General features: G+C 74.1%; 21 protein-coding genes. 12 read left to right on the top strand and 9 right to left on the bottom strand.

The window, feature by feature from the left end:
• Positions 1-68: 68 nt before the first annotated feature.
• Entirely contained in the window at positions 69-761 is a 693-nt protein-coding gene (locus AB0C99_RS14420; RefSeq protein WP_362474619.1) for a class I SAM-dependent methyltransferase, read from the bottom strand.
• Positions 762-903: 142 nt separating this feature from the next.
• Here AB0C99_RS14420 and sigE point away from each other — a divergent pair, with 142 nt between their 5' ends.
• The 5 genes from sigE (at position 904) to AB0C99_RS14395 (ending at position 5,500) form a co-directional block, all read left to right on the top strand.
• Entirely contained in the window at positions 904-1,662 is a 759-nt protein-coding gene (gene sigE, locus AB0C99_RS14415) for an RNA polymerase sigma factor SigE (RefSeq protein WP_362474447.1), read from the top strand.
• The gene (locus tag AB0C99_RS14410) at positions 1,659-2,378 is read left to right on the top strand and encodes a zf-HC2 domain-containing protein (RefSeq protein WP_362474445.1); all 720 of its coding nucleotides are present in this window, start codon (positions 1,659-1,661) and stop codon (positions 2,376-2,378) included. The genes sigE and AB0C99_RS14410 overlap by 4 nt, the downstream gene beginning before the upstream one ends.
• Before the next feature lie 81 nt (positions 2,379-2,459).
• On the top strand, positions 2,460-4,283 hold the full coding sequence (locus AB0C99_RS14405; protein ID WP_362474442.1) for a trypsin-like peptidase domain-containing protein: 1,824 nt from the start codon (positions 2,460-2,462) through the stop codon (positions 4,281-4,283).
• 91 nt (positions 4,284-4,374) lie between these two features.
• Positions 4,375-4,821 (top strand): sec-independent translocase, encoded by a 447-nt coding sequence (locus AB0C99_RS14400; RefSeq protein WP_362474440.1) that lies wholly within the window; start codon positions 4,375-4,377, stop codon positions 4,819-4,821.
• Positions 4,822-4,897: 76 nt separating this feature from the next.
• The gene (locus tag AB0C99_RS14395; protein WP_362474617.1) at positions 4,898-5,500 is read left to right on the top strand and encodes a hypothetical protein; all 603 of its coding nucleotides are present in this window, start codon (positions 4,898-4,900) and stop codon (positions 5,498-5,500) included.
• 77 nt (positions 5,501-5,577) lie between these two features.
• Here the strand turns inward: AB0C99_RS14395 and AB0C99_RS14390 are convergent, their stop codons facing one another.
• The 3 genes from AB0C99_RS14390 to AB0C99_RS14380 are packed head-to-tail and all read right to left on the bottom strand — an operon-like array spanning position 5,578 to position 8,619.
• Complete coding sequence (locus AB0C99_RS14390; protein WP_362474437.1) at positions 5,578-6,711, bottom strand: Mrp/NBP35 family ATP-binding protein; 1,134 nt, start codon at positions 6,709-6,711, stop codon at positions 5,578-5,580.
• Positions 6,712-6,755: 44 nt separating this feature from the next.
• Positions 6,756-7,346, bottom strand: coding sequence for a DUF1003 domain-containing protein (locus tag AB0C99_RS14385; RefSeq protein WP_362474434.1), 591 nt, complete (start codon positions 7,344-7,346; stop codon positions 6,756-6,758).
• Positions 7,339-8,619, bottom strand: a complete 1,281-nt coding sequence (locus tag AB0C99_RS14380; protein ID WP_362474431.1) for a CBS domain-containing protein — start codon at positions 8,617-8,619, stop codon at positions 7,339-7,341. Before AB0C99_RS14380 ends, AB0C99_RS14385 begins: the two co-directional genes overlap by 8 nt.
• Positions 8,620-8,834: 215 nt before the next feature.
• Between AB0C99_RS14380 and AB0C99_RS14375 the strand changes: the two genes are divergently transcribed.
• Positions 8,835-9,593 (top strand): hypothetical protein, encoded by a 759-nt coding sequence (locus AB0C99_RS14375; protein WP_362474428.1) that lies wholly within the window; start codon positions 8,835-8,837, stop codon positions 9,591-9,593.
• A gap of 60 nt (positions 9,594-9,653) precedes the next feature.
• On the opposite strand, the gene AB0C99_RS14370 is transcribed toward AB0C99_RS14375, so the two are convergent.
• Together AB0C99_RS14370 and AB0C99_RS14365 are read right to left on the bottom strand one after the other, a co-directional pair.
• Positions 9,654-10,169: a hypothetical protein gene (locus tag AB0C99_RS14370; RefSeq protein ID WP_362474425.1), complete on the bottom strand. Its 516-nt coding sequence runs from the start codon at positions 10,167-10,169 to the stop codon at positions 9,654-9,656.
• A gap of 30 nt (positions 10,170-10,199) precedes the next feature.
• A complete protein-coding gene (locus AB0C99_RS14365) occupies positions 10,200-11,333 on the bottom strand; it encodes a magnesium and cobalt transport protein CorA (RefSeq protein WP_362474422.1) in 1,134 nt (377 codons plus the stop codon).
• Positions 11,334-11,750: 417 nt separating this feature from the next.
• Here AB0C99_RS14365 and AB0C99_RS14360 point away from each other — a divergent pair, with 417 nt between their 5' ends.
• The 4 genes from AB0C99_RS14360 to AB0C99_RS14345 all read left to right on the top strand — a co-directional run bounded on the left by AB0C99_RS14360 (position 11,751) and on the right by AB0C99_RS14345 (position 15,235).
• Positions 11,751-12,341: a suppressor of fused domain protein gene (locus tag AB0C99_RS14360; protein WP_362474419.1), complete on the top strand. Its 591-nt coding sequence runs from the start codon at positions 11,751-11,753 to the stop codon at positions 12,339-12,341.
• Between the two features lie 213 nt (positions 12,342-12,554).
• Positions 12,555-13,193 (top strand): DUF6758 family protein, encoded by a 639-nt coding sequence (locus AB0C99_RS14355; protein ID WP_362474416.1) that lies wholly within the window; start codon positions 12,555-12,557, stop codon positions 13,191-13,193.
• A 194-nt stretch (positions 13,194-13,387) separates the two neighbouring features.
• Complete coding sequence (locus AB0C99_RS14350; RefSeq protein WP_362474414.1) at positions 13,388-14,248, top strand: PHP domain-containing protein; 861 nt, start codon at positions 13,388-13,390, stop codon at positions 14,246-14,248.
• 381 nt (positions 14,249-14,629) lie between these two features.
• Positions 14,630-15,235 (top strand): MarC family protein, encoded by a 606-nt coding sequence (locus tag AB0C99_RS14345; protein ID WP_362474411.1) that lies wholly within the window; start codon positions 14,630-14,632, stop codon positions 15,233-15,235.
• A gap of 85 nt (positions 15,236-15,320) precedes the next feature.
• Here AB0C99_RS14345 and AB0C99_RS14340 read toward each other — a convergent pair whose 3' ends face one another.
• Complete coding sequence (locus AB0C99_RS14340) at positions 15,321-15,473, bottom strand: hypothetical protein (protein ID WP_086823662.1); 153 nt, start codon at positions 15,471-15,473, stop codon at positions 15,321-15,323.
• A gap of 108 nt (positions 15,474-15,581) precedes the next feature.
• Here AB0C99_RS14340 and AB0C99_RS14335 point away from each other — a divergent pair, with 108 nt between their 5' ends.
• The gene (locus tag AB0C99_RS14335) at positions 15,582-16,508 is read left to right on the top strand and encodes an NYN domain-containing protein (protein ID WP_362474408.1); all 927 of its coding nucleotides are present in this window, start codon (positions 15,582-15,584) and stop codon (positions 16,506-16,508) included.
• Here the strand turns inward: AB0C99_RS14335 and AB0C99_RS14330 are convergent.
• The gene (locus tag AB0C99_RS14330) at positions 16,426-17,379 is read right to left on the bottom strand and encodes an alpha/beta hydrolase (RefSeq protein ID WP_362474405.1); all 954 of its coding nucleotides are present in this window, start codon (positions 17,377-17,379) and stop codon (positions 16,426-16,428) included. The two genes, AB0C99_RS14335 and AB0C99_RS14330, sit on opposite strands and share 83 nt — an antisense overlap.
• A gap of 112 nt (positions 17,380-17,491) precedes the next feature.
• Complete coding sequence (locus AB0C99_RS14325; protein WP_362474402.1) at positions 17,492-20,299, bottom strand: DEAD/DEAH box helicase; 2,808 nt, start codon at positions 20,297-20,299, stop codon at positions 17,492-17,494.
• 484 nt (positions 20,300-20,783) lie between these two features.
• On the opposite strand from AB0C99_RS14325, the gene AB0C99_RS14320 reads away from it, so the two are divergent.
• Positions 20,784-21,515 (top strand): ferritin-like fold-containing protein, encoded by a 732-nt coding sequence (locus tag AB0C99_RS14320; RefSeq protein WP_362474399.1) that lies wholly within the window; start codon positions 20,784-20,786, stop codon positions 21,513-21,515.
• The last annotated feature ends 38 nt before the right edge of the window (positions 21,516-21,553 follow it).

The following is a 21,553-nucleotide window of genomic DNA, read 5'->3' as shown; positions in this document are numbered from 1 at the left end:
GGCAGCGGCGCGTCGGGGCGCGGGGTGCCCGAAGGTGCCGGCGGTTGCCGCCGGGGCCGTCTCCGGGCTCAGATCTGGTGCGGTCCGCCGCGGCGGACGGCGCAGAGCAGGCCGTCGCCGACCGGCAGCACGGTCGGCAGCAGCGCCGGGCTCTCCCGCACCGTGCGCAGCAGCTCGCGTATCCGCAGCACCTCGGCCGGCTGGGCCGCGGAGTCCACCGTGCGGCCGTCCGCGAAGACGCCCTCGAAGCAGACCAGGCCGCCCGGCCGCAGCAGGCGCAACGATTCAGCGAGATAGTCCAGGGACTCCGTGCGGTCCCCGTCGCAGAACACCAGGTCGTACCCGCCGTCCGCGAGCCGGGGCAGCACGTCCAGGGCGCGGCCCGGGATGAACCGGGCCCGGTTGCCCGCGAAGCCCGCCGCGCGGAACGCCGCCTTCGCGTGCGCCTGCCGCTCCGGCTCCAGGTCCACCGTGGTCAGCACCCCGTCCGGGCGCATCCCCAGCAGCAGGTAGATCCCCGACACGCCGGTGCCCGTGCCGATCTCCGCCACCGCCTTGGCGTCCGCCGTGGCGGCCAGCAGGCGCAGGGCCGCCCCGGTGCCCGGCGACACCGAGGGAAAGCCTGCCTCCCGGGCCCGGTCGCGGGCCCAGCGCAGCGCTTCGTCCTCGGCGACAAAGGCGTCGGCGAACGCCCAGCTCGTCTGCCGGTTGGCGGTAATGGCCCTCTCCTGTCCCCGTGCCTGTCCCCGTAGTTGACGCAGGCGTCGACTGTATCCGCTGCGCGCGGGAACCCGCAGATGGGACCGCGCGTTCCTACAGACAGGAAGCGAGCGCGGGCGGCGGAACGAGCCGGTCCCAAATTCGCGTAAAGATTCTTATCCGGAGCTAACGGGCGAGGTGGCTATGGTAGGGGCTCCACTGGACACCACCAGAGCCGACAGGGGAGGTGCGGCTGCGCCTGTGGATCGGAGAGGGAGGCTGCGCCGCCTTCTCGGATCAGCGGGTGAGCCGAAATCCGTGACCGACACCGCTGACCGTTCCCGCACCGCCGACTCCGCACCCACCACCGCGACCTTCGCATCGGATGCGGAAGCGCAGGCGTGGACTCCGCCCAGCTGGGAGGAGATCGTCAGCACGCACAGCGGCCGGGTCTACCGTCTCGCGTACCGTCTGACGGGCAACCAGCACGACGCCGAGGACCTGACCCAGGAGGTCTTCGTCCGGGTCTTCCGCTCGCTGTCGTCCTACACCCCCGGCACCTTCGAGGGCTGGCTGCACCGCATCACGACCAACCTGTTCCTGGACATGGTCCGCCGCAAGCAGCGCATCCGCTTCGACGCGCTCGCCGACGACGCCGCCGAGCGGCTGCCCAGCCGCGAGCCGTCCCCGCAGCAGGCGTTCAACGACACCCACTTCGACGCCGACGTGCAGCAGGCCCTGGACACCCTGGCGCCCGAGTTCCGCGCCGCCGTCGTCCTCTGCGACATCGAGGGCCTCTCCTACGAGGAGATCGCCGCGACCCTCGGCGTGAAGCTCGGCACCGTCCGCAGCCGCATCCACCGCGGCCGCTCCCACCTGCGCAAGGCGCTCAAGCACCGCTCGCCCGAGGCGCGCGCGGAGCGGGCCCTCGCCACAGTCGGCTGGGAGGGCGGATCGGCGTGAGCGGCACCCGTCCGTCACCGTCCCCGGCGGAGCGGCACCTCGCCGGGCAGAAGCTCGCGGACCAGCACCTCGGCGACCGGCTCGCCGCGCTCGTCGACGGCGAGCTGGGCCACGACGCCCGGGAGCGGGTCCTCGCCCACCTGGCCACCTGCCCCAAGTGCAAGGCCGAGGCGGACGCGCAGCGCAGCCTGAAGAGCGTCTTCGCGGCCAGCGCGCCCCCGCCCCCCTCGGAGGGGCTGCTCGCGCGGCTCCAGGGGCTGCCGGGGGGACCGGATGACCAGGGGGGACCTTTCGACGACCTGATGCGGGGCGGCGGGCTGCGGTCCGACGGCTTCGCGACGGCCGCGCCGGTCACCCCGTACTCCGGCTTCCGGATCCACGAGGTCGGCGAGCGCTCCCCGGGGCGGGGCCGCCGGTTCGCCTTCGCGGCGGCCAGCGCGGTCTCCTTCGCCGCGATCGCGCTCGGCGGCACGCTGCCGCTCGACACCCCGCGCGGCCAGGGCACCGGAAGCAACGTCACCCCGCTGCGGGCCCCGGCGACCTTCGCCTCGGGCTCCCGCCGCGAGGCGCCCCAGGAGGAGGCGGCCCCCACCGTGGTGCCGGCCCGCCTGGAACTGTCCCCGTTCATCCGCCCGGCGGCCCCCGCGCTCCGGCTCTCCTACGCACCGGGATCGGCCCCCACGGCCAGTCCCGCCCCCAGCCCCTCCCCCCGCTGACGGTGACCTGGTTGAATCCAGGGGCAGGGGCGCGCCCGGCTGACCGGTGGGCGCGGACAGGTCATCTGGTGCGGGGAGAGCATGAAGAACGGGAAGCCGACCTGGTGGAGCCGTCCGTCGACGACACCCATCCCGCCGCCTGAACACCCCCCGGCCGCGTCCTCGGACGCGGCGGGGGACGCGGACTTCACCCTCGCGGCGCCGGCCCCCGTCCCGGCCCCGGCCCAGGCGCCGGAGCCGGTGCCCGCGCGCGAGCAGGCGCCGGAGCCGGGTCAGGCCCCCGTTCCCGCCCCGGTGCCGGAGCAGGCCCACGCCCCGGTCCACGGGCAGGCCCCCGCCCCGGTCCCGGAGCAGGGCACGGCACCGGCACCCGAGTCCACCGACCCCCGCCGCGCGGAGCCGCCCGTCGCGGACGGCCCGGCGGCCCAGGCGCCCGAGTCACCGGCCGCCGCCGACCCGGCCCCCGCCGCCGACCCGGCGCCGGAGTCGGCGCCCGAGCCGCCCGCCGCCGAGCCCGTCACCGCCCTGCTCCCGGTCCAGGCCCCCGCAGGGCCCGAGCCCGCGCCCGAGCCCGCCCCCGCCCCCGTACCGTCGGCGCAGGCGCCCGCTCAGGCGCCGCTGCACGCGCCGGATCCCTACCGGACGCCGCCCTACGGCGAGCCGGGGCCGTGGGCGCCCGCGCCGCCCGTGCAGCGGCCGCTCGCCGTCGCGCCCGCCTACGACCCGTGGGCGGCCACCGCCCCGCTCGCCGCCGGTCCTGCCGTCGTCCCGTTCGTGCCGGGGAAGCCGAAGAAGTCGCGGCGCGGCCTCGCCCTCGCGGGCGCCCTCGTCTTCGCGCTGGTCACCGGCGTCATCGGCGGCGGCGTCGGCGCGTACATCGAGCGCAACGGCGGGCTCACCACCGTGGAGCTGCCCCAGGCGGGCCCCGAGTCCTCGGGCCGCGCCCCCGACAGCGTCGCCGGGATCGCCGCCGGGGCGCTCCCCGGCGTCGTCACCATCCACGTCAGCGGCGGCGGCTCCTCCGGCACCGGCACCGGCTTCGTGCTCGACAGCCGCGGCAACATCCTCACCAACAACCACGTCGTCGACGCCGCCGCCTCCTCCGGCGAGATCTCCGTGACCTTCAGCAACGGCGAGTCCGCCCGCGCCAAGCTCATCGGCCGCGACACCGGCTACGACCTGGCCGTGATCCGGGTCTCCGGCGTCTCGGGGCTCAAGCCGCTGCCGCTGGGCAACTCCGACGCCGTCCGCGTCGGCGACCCGGTCGTCGCCATCGGCGCCCCCTTCGACCTCTCCAACACGGTCACCTCCGGCATCATCAGCGCCAAGGAGCGCCCGATCACCGCGGGCGGCGAGAAGGGCGACGGCACCGACATCAGCTACGTCGACGCCCTCCAGACCGACGCCCCCATCAACCCGGGCAACTCCGGCGGCCCGCTCCTCGACTCCCAGGGCCGCGTCATCGGCATCAACAGCGCCATCCGCGCCGCCAGCGGCGGCTCGGGCGAGAGCGGCGGCGGCCAGGCCGGCTCCATCGGCCTCGGCTTCGCCATCCCGGTCAACCAGGGCAAGCGGGTCGCCGAGGAGCTCATCAACACCGGCAAGGCCACCCACCCGGTCATCGGCGTCAGCCTCGACATGCAGTACGAGGGCGACGGCGCCCGGGTCGGCGCCAAGGGCAAGGACGGCACCTCCTCCGTCACCCCCGACGGCCCCGCCGCCCGCGCCGGGATCAAGCCCGGCGACGTCATCACCAAGGTCGACGGGCAGCGCGTGCACAGCGGCGAGGAGCTCATCGTGAAGATCCGCGCCCACCGTCCGGGCGACCGCCTGAAGCTCACGCTGACCCGCGACGGCAAAGAGCAGACAAAGACCTTGACGCTCGGCTCCTCCGCGGGCGCCTAGACGCCATGTGGAGGACACCACGAGGTACCCGCCGGACAGTCTCGGCGGGTACGGTGGACCGGGCCCGGGACCGGCGTGAAGGAGCTACAGGGTGTTCAGCGACATAGGCGCACTCGAGCTGGTGACGCTCGTGGTGCTCGCCGTGCTCATCTTCGGCCCCGAGAAGCTGCCGAAGATGATCCAGGACGTCTCCCGCGTCATCCGCAAGATCCGCGAGTTCTCGGACGGCGCCAAGGCGGACATCCGCAGCGAGCTCGGCCCGGAGTTCAAGGACTTCGAGTTCGAGGACCTCAACCCGAAGAACTTCATCCGCAAGCAGCTCGCGGAGAACGAGGACTTCAAGGAGCTCAACGAGCTCCGCTCCAGCTTCGACCTGAAGAAGGAGATGAACGAGGTCGCCGACGCCGTGCACGGACGCGAGACCGCGCCCGCCACGCCCACGGCCGTCAACGGATCCGCCGGCACGCCGGACCTCCTGAAGAAGCAGGACAAGCCGGACGCGGGCGAGCGCCCTCCGTACGACTCCGACGCCACCTGACGACGGCCTGTCACCGTGCCGTGGCGGCGCGGTGGCTATCCTCCCTCTGTTGAAGCGTGACGAGGAGGCGGCCGAGATGAAGACGACGAGTCGGGTGGAAGCCGAGGGCTTTCTGCGCGCGCCCTTCGCCTGGTACGGGCTCGACGAGGCGTTCACCGGCCCGCGCCGGCTGATGCAGATCGGCACGGCGGCGGACGGCACCGTCCAGTACGGCTCGCTGGGCCACGGCGACGAGCCGACCATAAAGACGGAGGCCGCGGGCGCCGAGAAGGAGCGCTTCGCCGTCGTCGTGACCGTCGCCGCGAACCCGGTGCGCCGCACCGGCGACGGCACCGGCGTCCTGGAGGCCACCACGGTCTCCTCCGCCGCCTGGCTGGCCGGCTCGGGGCTGCTCGCCCACACCTGGCCCGCCAACCTCGACCACACCCGCCGCGACCACTGGCTCGACCAGCAGACGGAGACGGCCTTCGAGCTCGCCGACGACCTGGAGGGCCCGGCCTGGTCGGCGCTCTCGCTGCCGGTCGACGGGGTCCCGGTGCCCTTCCACTACCGCGAGTCCGAGTTCGGCTGGGTGCTGGCCGGCTCGGCGACCGGGGTGCACATCGGCGCGTACGGGCGGGGGATGAGCGCGTACGGCCTCGGCTTCGCCGCCGTGAAGGACCTGGGCCTCTACGCCTGACGGGCCCCGGACTCCCGGCCTAGGCCCCCGGATACGCGAAAGGGCGCCCCGCGGGGCGCCCTCCGCTCGTACGCGGCTCAGAACTTGTTGCGCGGGGTGATCCCCAGGCTCATGCCCGACAGGCCGCGCTGACGCCCGCCCAGCTTGCCCGCGATGGCCCGCAGGGCGGCGCCCGCGGGGGAGTCCGGGTCGGAGAGCACGACCGGCCGGCCGTCGTCGCCGCCCTCGCGCAGCCGCACGTCGATCGGGATCGAGCCGAGCACCGGGACGGTCGCGCCGGTGGTCTGGGTCAGCCCGTCCGCGACCTTCTGGCCGCCGCCCGTGCCGAACACGTCGACCATCTCGTCGCAGTGCGGACACGGCAGGCCCGCCATGTTCTCGACGACGCCGACGATCTTCTGGTGGGTCTGCACCGCGATCGAGCCGGCCCGCTCGGCGACCTCCGCCGCCGCCTGCTGCGGGGTGGTGACGACCAGGATCTCCGCGTTCGGCACCAACTGCGCGACGGAGATCGCGATGTCGCCGGTGCCCGGCGGCAGGTCGAGCAGCAGGACGTCCAGGTCGCCCCAGTACACGTCCGCGAGGAACTGCTGGAGCGCGCGGTGCAGCATCGGGCCGCGCCACACCACCGGGGCGTTGCCCGGGGTGAACATGCCGATGGAGATGACCTTCACGCCGTGCGCCGACGGCGGCATGATCATGTTCTCGACCTGGGTCGGCCGTCCGTCCGCGCCCAGCATCCGCGGCACGCTGTGGCCGTAGATGTCGGCGTCCACGACACCGACCTTCAGCCCGTCGGCCGCCATCGCCGCCGCCAGGTTGACCGTCACGGAGGACTTGCCGACGCCGCCCTTGCCGGAGGCGACCGCGTACACCCGGGTCAGCGAGCCGGGCTTGGCGAACGGGACCTCGCGCTCGGCGGTGGTGCCGCGCAGCGCGGAGGCCAGCTCCTTGCGCTGCTCGTCGCTCATCACGTCCAGCGTGACGTCGACGCCCGAGACGCCCTCGACGCGGGAGACGGCGTCCGTCACGCGCTGGGTGATGGTGTCGCGCATCGGGCAGCCGGAGACCGTGAGATAGACCGTGACGGCGACCCTGCCGTCGGATCCGATCTCCACCGACTTCACCATGCCGAGCTCGGTGATCGGTTTGTTGATCTCGGGGTCGTTCACCGTCGCCAGTGCCTCAAGCACCGCGTCTTCCGTAGCCATAGAACAGATGGTACGGCGACGACCACCGGCCCATGAAAGCCCTGTCAACGGTCGGGTACGTCACTCCCGCGCGGGCCGTCCCCCGGGAATAGATCGCGCCGCTCCCCATCGCCGCGCGCGGGGCGGTCCTCCAGCTCCTTGAGCAGGTCCTGGAGCTCCGAACGCATCCAGTCCCGGGTCGCCACCTCGCCCAGGCCCATCCGCAACGCCGCGATCTCCCGGGTCAGGTACTCGGTGTCCGCGATCGACCGCTCGTTCTGCTTGCGGTCCTGTTCGAGGTTGACCCGGTCCCGGTCGTCCTGCCGGTTCTGCGCGAGCAGGATCAGCGGCGCCGCGTACGACGCCTGGAGCGACAGCATCAGCGTCAGGAAGATGAACGGGTACGTGTCGAAGCGCAGCGGCTCGGGCACCGAGACGTTCCACACCACCCAGGCGATGATGATCACCGTCATCCAGACGATGAACCGCCCCGTCCCCAGGAAGCGCGCGATCCGCTCCGACATGCGCCCGAACGCCTCGGGGTCGTACTCCGGCAGGAACCGGGGCCGCCGCACCCGCGGCTGGTCGAGCCGGATCCGGGGCAGCGGACGCTCCCGGTCCCGGTCCCGCTCGCGCTCCTGTGTGCGCTCAGCCATGGTGCATCCCCTCCTCGTGGAACTCGGTCTCCCGCCAGTCGTCCGGCAGCAGGTGGTCGAGCACGTCGTCCACGGTCACCGCCCCCAGCAGCGAACCGCTCTCGTCCACCACCGGCGCCGCGACCAGGTTGTACGCGGCGAAGTAGCTCGTGACGGCCGGCAGCGGGGTGTCCGGGCCGAGCGGCGGCAGATCGCTGTCCACCAGCGAGCTGACCAGCGTGAACGGCGGGTCCCGCAGCAGCCGCTGGAAGTGCACCGTGCCCAGGTACTTGCCCGTCGGCGTCTCGTCCGGCGGCCGGCACACGTACACCTGCGCCGCCAGCGCCGGCGACAGGTCCTGCTGCCGCACCCGGGCCAGCGCGTCCGCGACCGTGGCGTCCGGCCGCAGCACGATCGGCTCCGTCGTCATCAGACCGCCCGCGGTCCGCTCCTCGTACGCCATGAGCCGGCGCACGTCCGCCGCGTCGTCCGGCTGCATCAGCGTCAGCAGCCGCTCCTTGTCCTCCTCCGGCAGCTCCGAGAGCAGGTCGGCCGCGTCGTCCGGGTCCATCGCCTCCAGGACGTCGGCGGCCCGCTCCTCCTTCAGCTTGCCGAGGATCTCGATCTGGTCGTCCTCCGGCAGCTCCTCCAGGACGTCGGCCAGCCGGTCGTCGTCGAGGGCCGCGGCGACCTCCGCGCGGCGCTTCGGCGTCAGGTGGTGCAGCACGTTGGCGAGGTCGGCCGGGCGCAGCTTCTCGAACGTCGCCACCAGGTTCTCGGCGCCCTGCCCGTGCTCCTCCAGCGAGAAGCCGGTCACCGCCGACCACTCCACCGTCAGCGTCTCGCCCTTGCGGCGCAGCGCCCCGCCCTTGCCGCGCCGCACGAAGACCTTGTCGATCTCCCAGTCGCGGCGGGCCGGCAGCTGCTGGATGGCGATGTCGAGGACGGTGACCTCCTCGCCCTCCTCGCCGCCCGGACCGACCAGCCGCACCCGCCGGTCCAGCAGCTCTCCGAGGACCAGCCGCTCGGTCGGGCGCTGCTCGAAGCGGCGCATGTTGACCACGCCGGTCGTGATCACCTGCCCGGACTCGACCCCGGTGATCCGGGTCATCGGCACGAACACCCGGCGCCGGGACAGCACCTCCACGACCATGCCGAGCAGCCGAGGCGGGCGCCGGCCCACCCGCAGCATCGCGACCAGGTCGCTGACCCGGCCGACCTGGTCGCCCACGGGGTCGAAGACGGGGACGCCGGCGAGATGCGAGACGAAGATCCGGGGGGCGCCTGCCGCCATGCCACGCGCCTCCTGGGTGCCGCACGATTCGGGTCGTTTTCCAGCTATGCCGGGTTCAGGCTAGCCCGTGCCGTCGTGGGCCGCTTCGGGGGAGCGCCCGTCCGGCTGCCCGCGGGCCCGCCACCCGGCCCGGGTACGCTGCGGACTGCCGTCCCCCACCGGCACCCGGTGCCCACGCGCCCGTACCCCCCCCACCGACCCGAGAGGCAGCCCCGGTGACCGCTTCCCGACCGTACTCGCGGATCCGCAGGGCCGCCCTGCCGCTGGCGCTCTGCGCGGGCCTCGCGGCCCCGCTGGCCGCCTGCGCCGCCGACCCGGACGAGGGCACCAACGGCGTCGGCAAGCTGTCCGCGACCGCCATCGAGGAGAAGGCGAAGTCGGCCGCCGACGGCGCCAAGGCGGTGCGCCTCGCGGGCACCCTGGTCAGCAAGGGCGGCACGTACAAGCTGAACATGCGGCTCAAGCAGGACGGCGCCACCGGCTCCGTGACGACGAAGAGCAGCACCTTCGAGCTGCTGCGGGTCGGCGACGCGCTCTACATGAAGGCCGACGCCGGCTTCTGGACGCACGAAGACGCCTCCACCGAGCCGCCCTCGGACGCCGGCTCCGAGGCGGCCGACAAGCTCGACGACATGTACGTGAAGGTGCCGCAGGACGACCCGGCGTACAAGCAGCTGCGCGGCTTCACCGACATGGACCTGCTGCTCGACGGGCTGATCGGGCTGCACGGGGAGGCCGTGAAGGGCGACCGGGACAAGATCGGCGGCCTCCGCACGGTCGGCGTCAAGGGCGGCGAGAACGCGGAGGGCGGCACGCTCGACGTGTCCCTGGAGGGCACCCCGTTCCCGCTGCGCTTCGCGCGCGGCGGCGGCGCGGGTGTGGTGATGCTCTCCGAGTGGGACAAGGACTTCCCGCTCGCCGCGCCCTCGCAGAGCCAGACCCTGGACTACGGCAAGCAGTTGCCGCGCACCTAGGGCCTGTCTGGTGGGCCATGGCCGGGGTCGCGAACCTGATTCCACCGGGCAGGCCCTGGCTCAGCCCTGGCGCCCGCGGCGCTTCAGGAGCAGCTTCGGCAGGGCCGCCGGGACCGGTCGGCGGGTGAGCGCCGGGGACGGCAGCGGTACGGCGGCCAGCGCGCCATCCGGCAGGTCGGTGGTCGAGGAGCGGGGCTCCAGGCGCACCACCCGGCACTCGCGCGCCCAGCGCTCGGGCATCGCCTCGCCGTCGCGCGCGTTCAGCCGCTTGCCCTTGAGCTCGGCGACCGCGGTCTCCCACTCCTCGCCGCGCGGGGCGAGCTCGCGCACGGCGGCGGTCCAGGCGACGATCCGGCCGCCCTTGTCCTTGCTGCGGACGGTGACCTCGGCCGTGCCGCCGTCCGCCAGGCCGGGCAGCGGCTGCTCGCCGGGGCCGTCGCCGACGACGAGCGCGGCGCCGTCGAGCCAGACGTGCCAGAGCGCGCGGGCGGCCGGGGCGTCGCCCCGTACCCAGATGAGGCCGGACTTCTTGGTGGCCTCCTCGACGAGGGCGGACCCGAGCAGCGCGTCTGTCATGCCCCGCAGCCTATCGAGCGCGGTCCGACCCTAGAGCCAGCCGTTGCGCTTGAGGGTGCGGTGGATGGTGAAGCAGATGGCGGCGATGCCGACGAGCACCATCGGGTAGCCGTACTTCCAGTGGAGCTCCGGCATGTGGTCGAAGTTCATGCCGTACACGCCGCAGACCGCCGTCGGGACGGCGACGATCGCCGCCCAGGAGGTGATCTTGCGCATGTCCTCGTTCTGGGCGACGGTCGCCTGCGCCAGGTTGGCCTGGAGGATCGAGTTGAGCAGCTCGTCGAAGCCGACGACCTGCTCCTGGACCCGGGCGAGGTGGTCGGCGACGTCCCGGAAGTACTTCTGGATGTCGGGGTCGACCAGCCGCATCGGGCGCTCGCTCAGCAGCTGCATCGGGCGCAGCAGCGGCGTGACGGCCCGCTTGAACTCCAGGACCTCGCGCTTGAGCTGGTAGATCCGGCCGGTGTCGGCGCCGCGGGTGGAGCCCTTGGCGGGCGGCGAGAAGACGTCGATCTCGATCTGGTCGATGTCGAGTTCGACGGCGTCGGCGACCGCGATGTAGCCGTCGACGACGTGGTCGGCGATGGCGTGCAGCACGGCCGAGGGGCCCTTGGCGAGCAGCTCCGGCTCGCCCTGGAGGCGGTGGCGGAGGTTGCGCAGCGAGCCCTGGCCGCCGTGCCGGACGGTGATGACGAAGTCGGGGCCGGTGAAGCACATGAGCTCGCCGGACTCGACGACCTCGCTGGTCGCGGTGAGTTCGGCGTGCTCGACGTAGTGGATGGTCTTGAAGACGGTGAAGAGGGTGTCGTCGTACCGCTCCAGCTTGGGCCGCTGGTGGGCGTGGACGGCGTCCTCGACGGCGAGCGGGTGCAGCCCGAACTCGGCCGCGATACCGGCGAATTCGGCCTCCGTCGGCTCGTGCAGGCCGATCCAGGCGAAGCCGCCGCCGTCCCGGACCTGGCGCATCGCGCCGCGCGGGGACAGGCACGCGCGGTCGTCGACCCGGCGCCCGTCGCGGTAGACGGCGCAGTCGACGACGGCGGTGGCGGCCGTGGGGTCGCGGGTGGCGTCGTAGTTGGCGTACGGGGAGGCGGTGTTGGGCTTGCGCAGGGGGTGCCGCAGGGAGGGGCGGACGGCGGCACGCAGGTCGCGGATCATCGACATGGGCATACTCCTCTTCACGGAGAGGCCGTCGGCGAGCATGGCGCAGCCCGGAATGGGGACGTGGTGGTACGTCGTCCACAAAGCGGGCGGCACCGAAGGGTCGCGGTGACGGCGTTCGCTACAGACAGCCAGAGAGAGACGTGCTCTTCCGTCGAGCGAGATGCCGGAGAGGAGGGGCCCTGACGGGGCCCGCGTCACCGGAGGGACGAACGCACCGGGCTGGGGTGCGGGGCGGAAGAGCGGTTGGTACTGCCCGATCGACTTCGGTCCATCGCAGTCCCACCTCCTCCGGCCGGTCCCTCGTGAGGGATGACGTGTGACGAGCAGTCGGGTATCCCGACCAGTGGCCAAGACTATCAGCCGACTGAGGGTCAATCCCTTACTTTGCCCGTTCCATACGCGCTTTATGCTCGCCGCATGGAAGAAATTCTCGCTCTGGTCGAGGCCCGGCTCCGCACCGCCCTCGGCGAGCCGGACGCGCGCGCCGCGGTGACCTTCCTCGGCACCGACCGCATCGAGGTCCTCCGCTTCGTCGACGCGGCGGCGGGGTTCGTGCGCTACGCGACCCTCGGCATGTCGGCCCGGCCGATGGCCGACCCGACCGCCGTGCTCGCCGACCCGGTGAAGGGCCCGCGCGCCGAGCTGGTCCTGTCGGTACGGGGCGGGCTCGCCGACACCGACAAGCTGCTCCGCCCGCTCGCGGTGCTGGCCGCCACCCCGCAGGTCGAGGGCGTGGTCGTGGCCCCCGGCGCCTCGCTCGACGTGGGCGAGCCGCTGTGGCCGGGCGCCCCCTTCAGCTCGGTCCTGGTCGCCGAACCGGGCGGCCTGGTAGGGGACCTGGAGCTGGACGAGCCGCTGGACCCGGTCCGCTTCCTGCCGCTGCTGCCGATGACCGCGAACGAGGCGGCGTGGAAGCGGGTGCACGGGGCGCAGGCGCTGGAGGAGCGCTGGCTGGCCCGGGGGACCGACCTGCGCGATCCGCTGCGGGTGTCGGTGGCGCTGGACTGAGCCGGGGGTGGTGGGGCGGCGGGGCAGCGGGGCGCGGGGCGCGGGTCGGGCCGTGCGCGCGCCGGGCAGGCGTCGGGTCCGGCCGTGTCCGGCGCGCGGGACCGGCCCCGTCACGGGCACCGGGTCCGGCCGGGGGTGACGCCCCGGGCCGGACGGGTGATCGTCGGTGATCGTCCTTGACGCGGGGCCCGGGTGGTAGGACCGTTGAGCCCTATGAGGGGCGAACCCAGTTGCCCGAAGTGCGGTGGCCGGGTCAGGGCGCCCGGTCTCTTTGCCGACTCCTGGCAGTGCGACGTGCACGGCTCGGTGCACCCGCTGCAGCCCGTGATCCCGCCCAGCGTCGAGGCCCTCGGTGTCGTGGTGCACCGGGCCCACGTGCCGGTCTGGATGCCGTGGCCCCTGCCCGTCGGCTGGCTGTTCACCGGAGTCGCGTACGCCGGTGACGACCGCAGCGGCGGACGCGCGACCGCCGTCGCCTGCTCCGGACCCGGCCCGCTCGGCGGCATCGGCGAGCTGCTGCTCGTCGCCGAGGAGCTCGGCGTCGGACTCGGCGCGCGGTACGCGGGCATCGACGGCCCCGACCCCGGAGCCGGGATGGCGATCGACAAGCCGCCCCAGGTCAAGGTGCTCGCCGCCGGCCGCCCGACCCCGCTCTGGCACGTCAGCGGCGCCCCGCAGGACCGGGCGGTCTTCGCGGGCGAGGCGCGCGGGCTGTGGCTGTGGGCCATCGTCTGGCCCGAGCAGTCGGGGCTGCTGATGTACGACGAGCTGGTCCTGACCGACCTGCGGGACGCGGGCTCCGAGGTGGAGCTGCTGCCCTGCGGCGCGCTGACACCCAGGCTGCTCAGCTAGGGCCCGTCCCGGCGGGCCCGGAGGCGCGGCGAGGCCGCCGCGCCGGACGCGCGCGCCCGCGCCCGCGACCCCGCCCGCGATCCCCTCGCGTAAGGGGTGACGGCTTTCCCGACTCCGTACGGAATTGTTCGAATCGCCCGCTATCCTTGAGCGTCCGCTCCGTCCGTCCGCCCGAGTCCCTGGAGTCACGCGTCGTGCGCATCGATCTGCACACCCACTCCACGGCGTCCGACGGTACGGACTCCCCGGCCGAGCTCGTGCGCAACGCGGCCGCCGCCGGGCTCGACGTGGTCGCGCTGACCGACCACGACACCACGCGCGGGTACGCGGAGGCGATCGCCGCCCTGCCCGAGGGGCTGACCCTCGTCACCGGCGCCGAGCTGTCCTGCCGGCTCGACGGCGTCAGCCTCCACATGCTCGCCTACCTCTTCGACCCCGACGAGCCCGCCTTCGCCGCCGAGCGCGAGCTGGTGCGCGACGACCGGGTGCCGCGCGCGCGGGCGATGGTCGGCAAGCTCCGGGAGCTCGGCGTCCCGGTCACCTGGGAGCAGGTCGCCCGGATCGCGGGCGACGGCTCCGTGGGCCGCCCGCACGTCGCCGAGGCCCTGGTCGAGCTGGGTGTCGTGCCCGACGTCTCCGGCGCCTTCACCTCCGACTGGCTGGCCGACGGCGGCCGGGCCCACGTCGACAAGCACGAGCTGGACCCGGTCGAGGCGATACGCCTGGTCAAGGCGGCCGGCGGGGTCACCGTCTTCGCCCACCCGCTCGCGGTCAAGCGCGGCGAGTGCGTGCCGGAGTCCGCGATCGCGCGGCTCGCCGAGGCCGGCCTGGACGGCATCGAGGTCGACCACATGGACCACGACCTGCCCACCCGGGCGCGGCTGCGCGGCCTGGCGGGCGAGCTCAGGCTGCTGGCCACCGGCTCCAGCGACTACCACGGCAGCCGCAAGACCTGTGGTCTCGGCGACTGCACGACCGACCCCGAGATCTACGGCGAGATCACCCGCCGCGCCACCGGGGCCTTCCCGGTCCCGGGCGCGGGCGGACCCGCCTAGGGCCTGTCTGACAATTCCCGTCGGGTCCGGCCCGCCCGGCACGCGCGCTCGCCGCACGGCCGAAACGCCCAAGTAGCTCCGCTACGAGGGCGCCCCGGCCGCACGCCGATCGCACGCACCGGACGACCCGGCCTGATCCGACGCGAATTGTCAGACAGGCCCTAGCCCCTTCCCCGGCCCCCGGCCCCGGTCCCGGACCCGTCTGGTCCCGGACCCGCCGGGCCCTGCCCCGCTCCGGTCACGGACGGCTCGGGCCCCGGCTCGGGCCCCGGACCCCGCTCAGGCCGCGACCCCGGCCCCGTACGGCATCTTCCTGCCCTGTCACCGGAACCCCCAGTTCCGGATGTTCTTGTACGCCCCCATCCCGCAAGGCCCATCACCGTGTTCGACGTCGCCGTCTTCGGCTCGCTCTTCCTCACCCTCTTCGTGATCATGGATCCCCCCGGGATCACACCGATCTTCCTCGCGCTCACCTCCGGCCGCGCCGCCAAGGTGCAGCGCCGGATGGCCTGGCAGGCGGTGGCCGTCGCCTTCGGCGTCATCACCGTCTTCGGCATCCTCGGCCAGCAGATCCTGGCCTATCTGCACGTCTCCGTCCCCGCGCTGATGATCGCGGGCGGTCTGCTCCTGCTGCTGATCGCGCTCGACCTGCTCACCGGCAAGACCGACGAGCCCAAGCAGACCAAGGACGTCAACGTCGCCCTCGTACCGCTGGGGATGCCGCTGCTCGCCGGGCCCGGCGCCATCGTGTCGGTCATCCTCGCCGTGCAGCACGCCGACACCGTGGCCTCCCAGGTCTCCGTCTGGGCCGCCATCGCCGCCATGCACGTCGTGCTCTGGCTGACCATGCGCTACTCGCTGCTGATCATCCGGGTCATCAAGGACGGCGGCGTGGTGCTGGTGACCCGGCTCGCCGGCATGATGCTCTCGGCCATCGCCGTGCAGCAGATCATCAACGGCGTCACCCAGGTCATCCAGGGCACCTGACCGGCCCCGGACCCCGGACACCACTGCGCCCCCGTACGGATTCCGCTCTGCGGAGTCCATGCGGGGGCGCGGTGCGCTCTACGGGTTACGAGGCCGAGGTCTCGGCCGGGCGGATCCAGATGCGCTGACCGATTGCGGCGGCCTGCTGCACGATCCGGTTGACGGAGGCGGCGTCCACGACGGTCCGGTCGACGGGCGTACCGTCGATGTCGTCGAGTCGCAGGATTTCGAAGCGCATGGGCTTCTCCCTTCGTCTGAGGTGTTCCTCCTGGAGGAGAACTGTCTTACGTACCTGTACAACGACGTGCATCCTGCAAACATTCCCTACGCTAAGGAAATTTTTCGGATGACTAACTACGTGCCGGCGGGGAAGGCCGGGACGGACCGGACGGACGGCGTCGAAGCCCGTCTGGAGCACATCGACGACCTCCTCCGGCGGATGCTCGCCGAGGTGGCGAAGACCCCCTCGACCCATGCCATCTTCGTCGACGCCGGTTACGTCTATGCTTCGGCCGGATTGCTGGTGGCGGGCACCGAGGACCGGCGCTCCTTCGACCTGGACGCCGAGGGGCTCATCGAGGCCCTCATCGACACCGCGCGCACGATCTTCGCGGACAGCAGGCTGCTCCGCGTCTACTGGTACGACGGCGCCCGGCGCCGCATCCACACCCCCGAGCAGCAGACCATCGCCGAGCTCCCCGACGTCAAGGTCCGGCTCGGCAACCTCAACGCCAACAACCAGCAGAAGGGCGTCGACTCCCTCATCCGCTCCGACCTGGAGTCCCTCGCCCGGCACCGCGCCATCAGCGACGCCGCCCTCGTCGGCGGCGACGAGGACCTGGTCTCCGCCGTCGAGGCCGCCCAGGGCTACGGCGCCCGCGTCCACCTCTGGGGCATCGAGGCCGCCGAGGGCCGCAACCAGGCCGAGGCGCTGCTGTGGGAGGTGGACAGCCAGCGCACCTTCGAGCTCGACTTCTGCCGCCCGTACGTCACCCGCAAGCCGGTCACGATGTACGAGAACGAGGGCGAGCCGCCGCCCTCGCGCGAGGAGGTGCGCTTCACCGGCGCCCAGATCGCCGCCACCTGGTTCGCCGAGCGGGGCCGCGACCAGCTCGCCGAACTCCTCCCCGGCTACCCCTACCTGCCGGGGCCCGTGGACCAGGAGCTGCTGGTCGTGGCGGAACGGTTGCTCAGCCGCTCGCTGCGGGGCCACGCCGGGCTGCGCCGGGCGCTGCGCGACGGCTTCTGGCAGCAGTTGCAGACCCGGTACTGACCGCGTCGAGCCGCCCGGCCCGGTCCCAGAACGCGGTCAGCCGGTCGGCCAGCTCCTGGGGGTGCGACACGTTGGGGGAGTGGCCCGCGCCCGCCACCACCGTGTGGTGCGCGCCCGTGCGGGCCGCCGCCTCGGCCAGCTCCGGCACCGGCCAGACCGACTCCTGGTCGCCGTACGCCAGGTGCAGCGGCAGCGGCAGCGCGGCCAGCGCCGCCGTGCCGTCCGGGTCCCCGGCCAGCAGCCGGCCCGCGCCCGCGAGCTGCGCGATCCGGGTCCGCATCCAGCGGCGGCGCAGGAAGCTCACGATCTCCGGGGGGTCCCCCGCGCCCGGCTCCTCGCCCCGGCTGTCCAGCCACCGGGTCGCCCGCCACACCCGCTCCTTCGACAGCACCGCCAGCGCGGCCCGCAGCGCCCGCAGCCGCACCCGCTGGGAGCGCGCGACCCGGCCGGGGCCCGAGGACAGCAGGGTCAGCGAACGGAACGCCTCCGGGGCCAGGCCGGCCGCCGCGCGGGCCACCAGGCCGCCGAACGAGTGGCCCAGCAGGTGCACCGGGCCGTCGCCGAGCGCCGCCGCCTGCGCGACCGTGTCCAGCGCGAGCGCCTTGCGCCGGTACGCGGCCCGGCCGCGCGGGCCCGGGCTCTCGTGCTGGCCCCGGCCGTCGACGGCCACCGCGCGGTAGCCGGCCTCGCTGAGCGGGCCGAGCAGCGCCAGGAAGTCCTCCTTGCTGCCGGTGAAGCCGGGCAGCAGCAGCGCGGTGCCGCGCGGGGCGCCGACGGGGGCCGTGTCGAGGACGGCGAAGGAGCCGCGCGCGGTGACCAGGCGGTAGGCACGGGTCCGGGGCGGCGGTGCCAGGGAGCGGGGCTTGCTCATACAGGGACTGTAGCCCTCCGTGTCCGGAAGACACCGCGGCCCGGCCCCTCACCAGGAGGGACCGGGCCGCGGTCGCGTTCCGCTCGACGCGTCGATGCGTGTCGTTGTGCCTTTACGCCTCGGGCTCGGCGACGGCCTTCTTGACCGCCCGCTTGCGCGGCGTCTTCGGGGCCTCGGCGGCGACGGCGTCGGCGGCCTCGGCCGCCTTCTTCGTCGTGCGCCGGCGGGTGGGCGTCTTCGGCTCCGAGGCGTCCGGCGCCACGGCGGCGACGGCCTTCTTGACGGTCCGCTTGCGCGGCGCCTTGGGGGCCTCGACGGGAGCCTCGGCCGGAGCCTCGGTCACCGCGACGGCCTTCTTGACGGTCCGCTTGCGGGGCGCCTTGGGGGCCTCGGCGGGCGCCTCGGCCGGGGCCTCGGCGACCGCGACGGCCTTCTTGACGGTCCGCTTGCGCGGCGTCTTCGGGGCCTCGGCGGGGGCTTCCGCGGGGGCCTCGGCCGGAGCCTCGGCGACCACGGCGGCCTTCTTGGCGGCCCGCTTGCGCGGGGCCTTCGGCGCCTCGGCGACCGGCGCCTCGGCGGCCGGGGCCTCGACGGCCTTCGCCTTCGGGTTCTCGATGACCAGGACGGCCTCGGCCACCGGGGTGGTCGTGACCGGGCTGGACGCCTTGCGGGTGGCGCGGCGACGCGGGCGGGCGGCCGGCGCCTCCTCGACGGGGGCGGCCGGGGCCTCCTCGACGGGAGCCGCGGGGGCCTCGGCGGGCAGCGCGCCCGGGCTGCTGGCCGGCCGGGTGGCGCGGCGGCGGGCCCGGGGGGCGGGGGAGCCCTGCGCGGGGACGGCCGGAGCCTCCGCCACGGGGGCGGCGGCGACGACCGGCTCGGCGGCCTGGGCCGGGACCGCGGTCTCCACCGAGGCGGTGGCCTTGCGGGTCACCCGGCGGCGGGCCGCCTTCGGCTCCTCGGCGGCGGGCGCCGCGGGCTCGGCGACGGGCTGCGCCGGCTGGGCCGGGACCGAGGCGGTCCGGCGGTCGGCGGCGAGCGCGGCGGCGGCCGTCTCGACCGTCTGGAAGCTCACCGTGTCCTCGGCCGGACGCCGGACCCGGCGCCGGCGCGGGGCGACGGCCGGGGCCTCGACCGGGGCGACGGCGGGCGCCGGAGCGGCACCCTCGGGGCGTCCGCCACGGGCGCGGCGGCGACGCGGCCGGCTCTCGGCGGGCGCCTCGGCGGCCTCCGCCGCCGGAGCGGCGGCCTTACGGGGCTCGGCCTTGCGGGGCTCGGCGGTGCGGGCCTCGGGGGTACGGGGCTCGGCGGCGCGGAACTCCGCGGCCGGGACCGACCGGGTGCGGGCGGCCCGCGCCGGGGCCTCGGCCTTCGGCTGCGTGACGGGCTCGGTGGCCTCGGGCCGCTCGACGGCCTTCGGCTCCTCGGCGGCGGCCTCCGTCACCGGGGCGGCGGCACCGGCGACCGGCACACCGGTCTGGCCGGGCGTGCGGGTGCGACGGCGGCGGCGCGGGGTGCGCGGCGCGGTGGCCTCGGCGGACGCCTCGCCCTCGGGGGACTCGACGGCCGGCGCGGTGGAGCCGGCGGCCGTGGCGGCCGTCGCCTCGACGGGCGCGGCGGTGGTCTCCCCGGCGCGGGTGCGGCGGCGCTGGCGCGGGGTGCGGGTGCGCGCGGGGCGCTCCTCGGTCTTCTCCTGCCTGTCCTGGCGCGGGCCGCGGGACCGGCGGCCGCCCGGCTCGCCCAGGTCCTCCAGGACCTCGGCGTCGAGGCCCGCGCGGGTGCGCTCGGCGCGGGGCAGGATGCCCTTGGTGCCCTCGGGGATGTCCAGCTCGGTGTAGAGGTGCGGGGAGCTGGAGTAGGTCTCGACCGGGTCGTTGAAGTCCAGTTCGAGCGCCTTGTTGATCAGCTGCCAGCGCGGGATGTCGTCCCAGTCGACCAGCGTGATCGCCGTACCGCTCGCGCCCGCGCGGCCGGTGCGGCCGATGCGGTGCAGGTAGGTCTTCTCGTCCTCGGGGGACTGGTAGTTGATGACGTGCGTGACGCCCTCGACGTCGATGCCCCGGGCGGCCACGTCGGTGGCGACGAGGACGTCGACCTTGCCGTTGCGGAAGGCGCGCAGCGCCTGCTCGCGGGCGCCCTGGCCGAGGTCGCCGTGGACCGCGCCGGAGGCGAAGCCGCGCCGCTCCAGCTGCTCGGCGATGTCGGCCGCCGTGCGCTTCGTACGGCAGAAGATCATCGCGAGTCCGCGGCCCCGGGCCTGCAGGATGCGCGAGACCATCTCCGGCTTGTCCATGGAGTGGGCGCGGTAGACGCGCTGCGTGATGTTCTTGTGGGTCGCGCCCTGGTCGTCCGGCTCGGTGGCGCGGATGTGCGTGGGCCTCGACATATAGCGGCGGGCGAGGCCGATGACGGCGCCCGGCATGGTGGCCGAGAACAGCATCGTCTGGCGGCCGGCCGGCAGCATGTTGATGATCTTCTCGACGTCGGGCAGGAAGCCCAGGTCGAGCATCTCGTCGGCCTCGTCGAGGACGAGGGCCTTGATGTGGGAGAGGTCCAGCTTGCGCTGGCCGGCCAGGTCGAGCAGGCGGCCGGGGGTGCCGACGATGACGTCGACGCCCTTCTGCAGCGCCTCGACCTGGGGCTCGTAGGCCCGGCCGCCGTAGATGGCGAGGACGCGCACGTTGCGCACCTTGCCGGCGGTGAGCAGGTCGTTGGTGACCTGCTGGCAGAGCTCGCGGGTGGGGACGACGACGAGCGCCTGCGGGGCGTCGGTGAGCTGCTCGGGCGTGGCCCGGCCGGCCTCGACGTCCGCGGGGACCGTCACGCGCTCCAGGATGGGGAGGCCGAAACCGAGGGTCTTGCCCGTGCCGGTCTTGGCCTGGCCGATGACGTCGGTGCCCGAGAGGGCGACCGGCAGGGTCATCTCCTGGATCGGGAAGGGGGAAACGATGCCGACGGCTTCCAGGGCCTCGGCGGTCTCGGGAAGAATCCCGAGTTCTCGGAACGTAGTCAGGGAACTGCCTCTTCTGTGAGACGCGGCGCGAGGCGAACGCTGGGGGGTCGTACCGTGCCGGATCACTTCCGGGCCGGCCTGTCGGGCCGTGACCGGGTGGCGCGGGACCACTGCCGTCGCTCGAGCGTCGTGCCGCTGAGGGAACCCCTCGGGCGGGTGCGCCGGAAGGGCTGTCGGGCCGGAGCCGATCGGGCCACCGACCGGGCATCCTCATTCATGCGTCGGCCCACCGGGTACGTCCGAACGTGCGAAAGCATGTCCGCATACTCAGCAGGCGCATTACCACTGTACCCCGGAATCGCGCATGTGTGTTGGGAGAATTCCCGACGAGGCCACGGTCACAGTCGGCGGCCGGGGCCCGGGAGGCGGGCGGGGGCGGGCTATTGTGCGCTTCATGGAGACGCCCGACAACGCCACCCCCACCGGTATCGCCGCCCAGGACTGGGCCACGGCCTCCGCCGTGCCGCAGTACCGCGCCGCCGTGATCGACCTGCTCGGCGCCCTCGCCTACGGTGAGCTGGCCGCCTTCGAGCGGCTGGCCGAGGACGCCAAGCTGGCGCCCGGCCTCGCGGACAAGGCGGAGCTGGCGAAGATGGCCTCCGCCGAGTTCCACCACTTCGAGCGGCTGCGCGACCGGCTGGCCGCCGTGGACGCCGAGCCGACCGGCGCGATGGAGCCCTTCGCCAAGCCGCTGGACGAGTTCCACCGCCTGACCGCCCCGTCGGACTGGCTGGAGGGCCTGGTCAAGGCGTACGTGGGCGACTCCATCGCGAGCGACTTCTACCGCGAGGTGGCCGTCCGCCTGGACTCCGACACCCGCGGCCTGGTGCTCTCCGTCCTCGACGACACGGGCCACGGCAACTTCGCCGTCGAGAAGGTCCGCGCCGCGATCGACGCCGACCCGCGCGTCGGCGGCCGGCTCGCGCTGTGGGCCCGCCGGCTGATGGGCGAGGCGCTCTCGCAGGCCCAGCGGGTGGTGGCCGAGCGCGACGCGCTGTCGACGATGCTGGTCGGCGGCGTGGACGGGATGGCCGCGGGCTTCGACCTCGCCGAGGTCGGCCGGATGTTCTCCCGGATCACCGAGGCGCACACCAAGCGGATGGCCGCCCTGGGCCTGGCGGCCTGACCGCGAAAGCGAAAGCGGAGGCGGAAGCGGAAGCGGTG

Source organism: Streptomyces sp. NPDC048659 (genome assembly GCF_040650575.1).
Taxonomy (GTDB): Bacteria; Actinomycetota; Actinomycetes; order Streptomycetales; family Streptomycetaceae; genus Streptomyces.
This window is presented reverse-complemented; position numbering and strand designations above follow the sequence as displayed.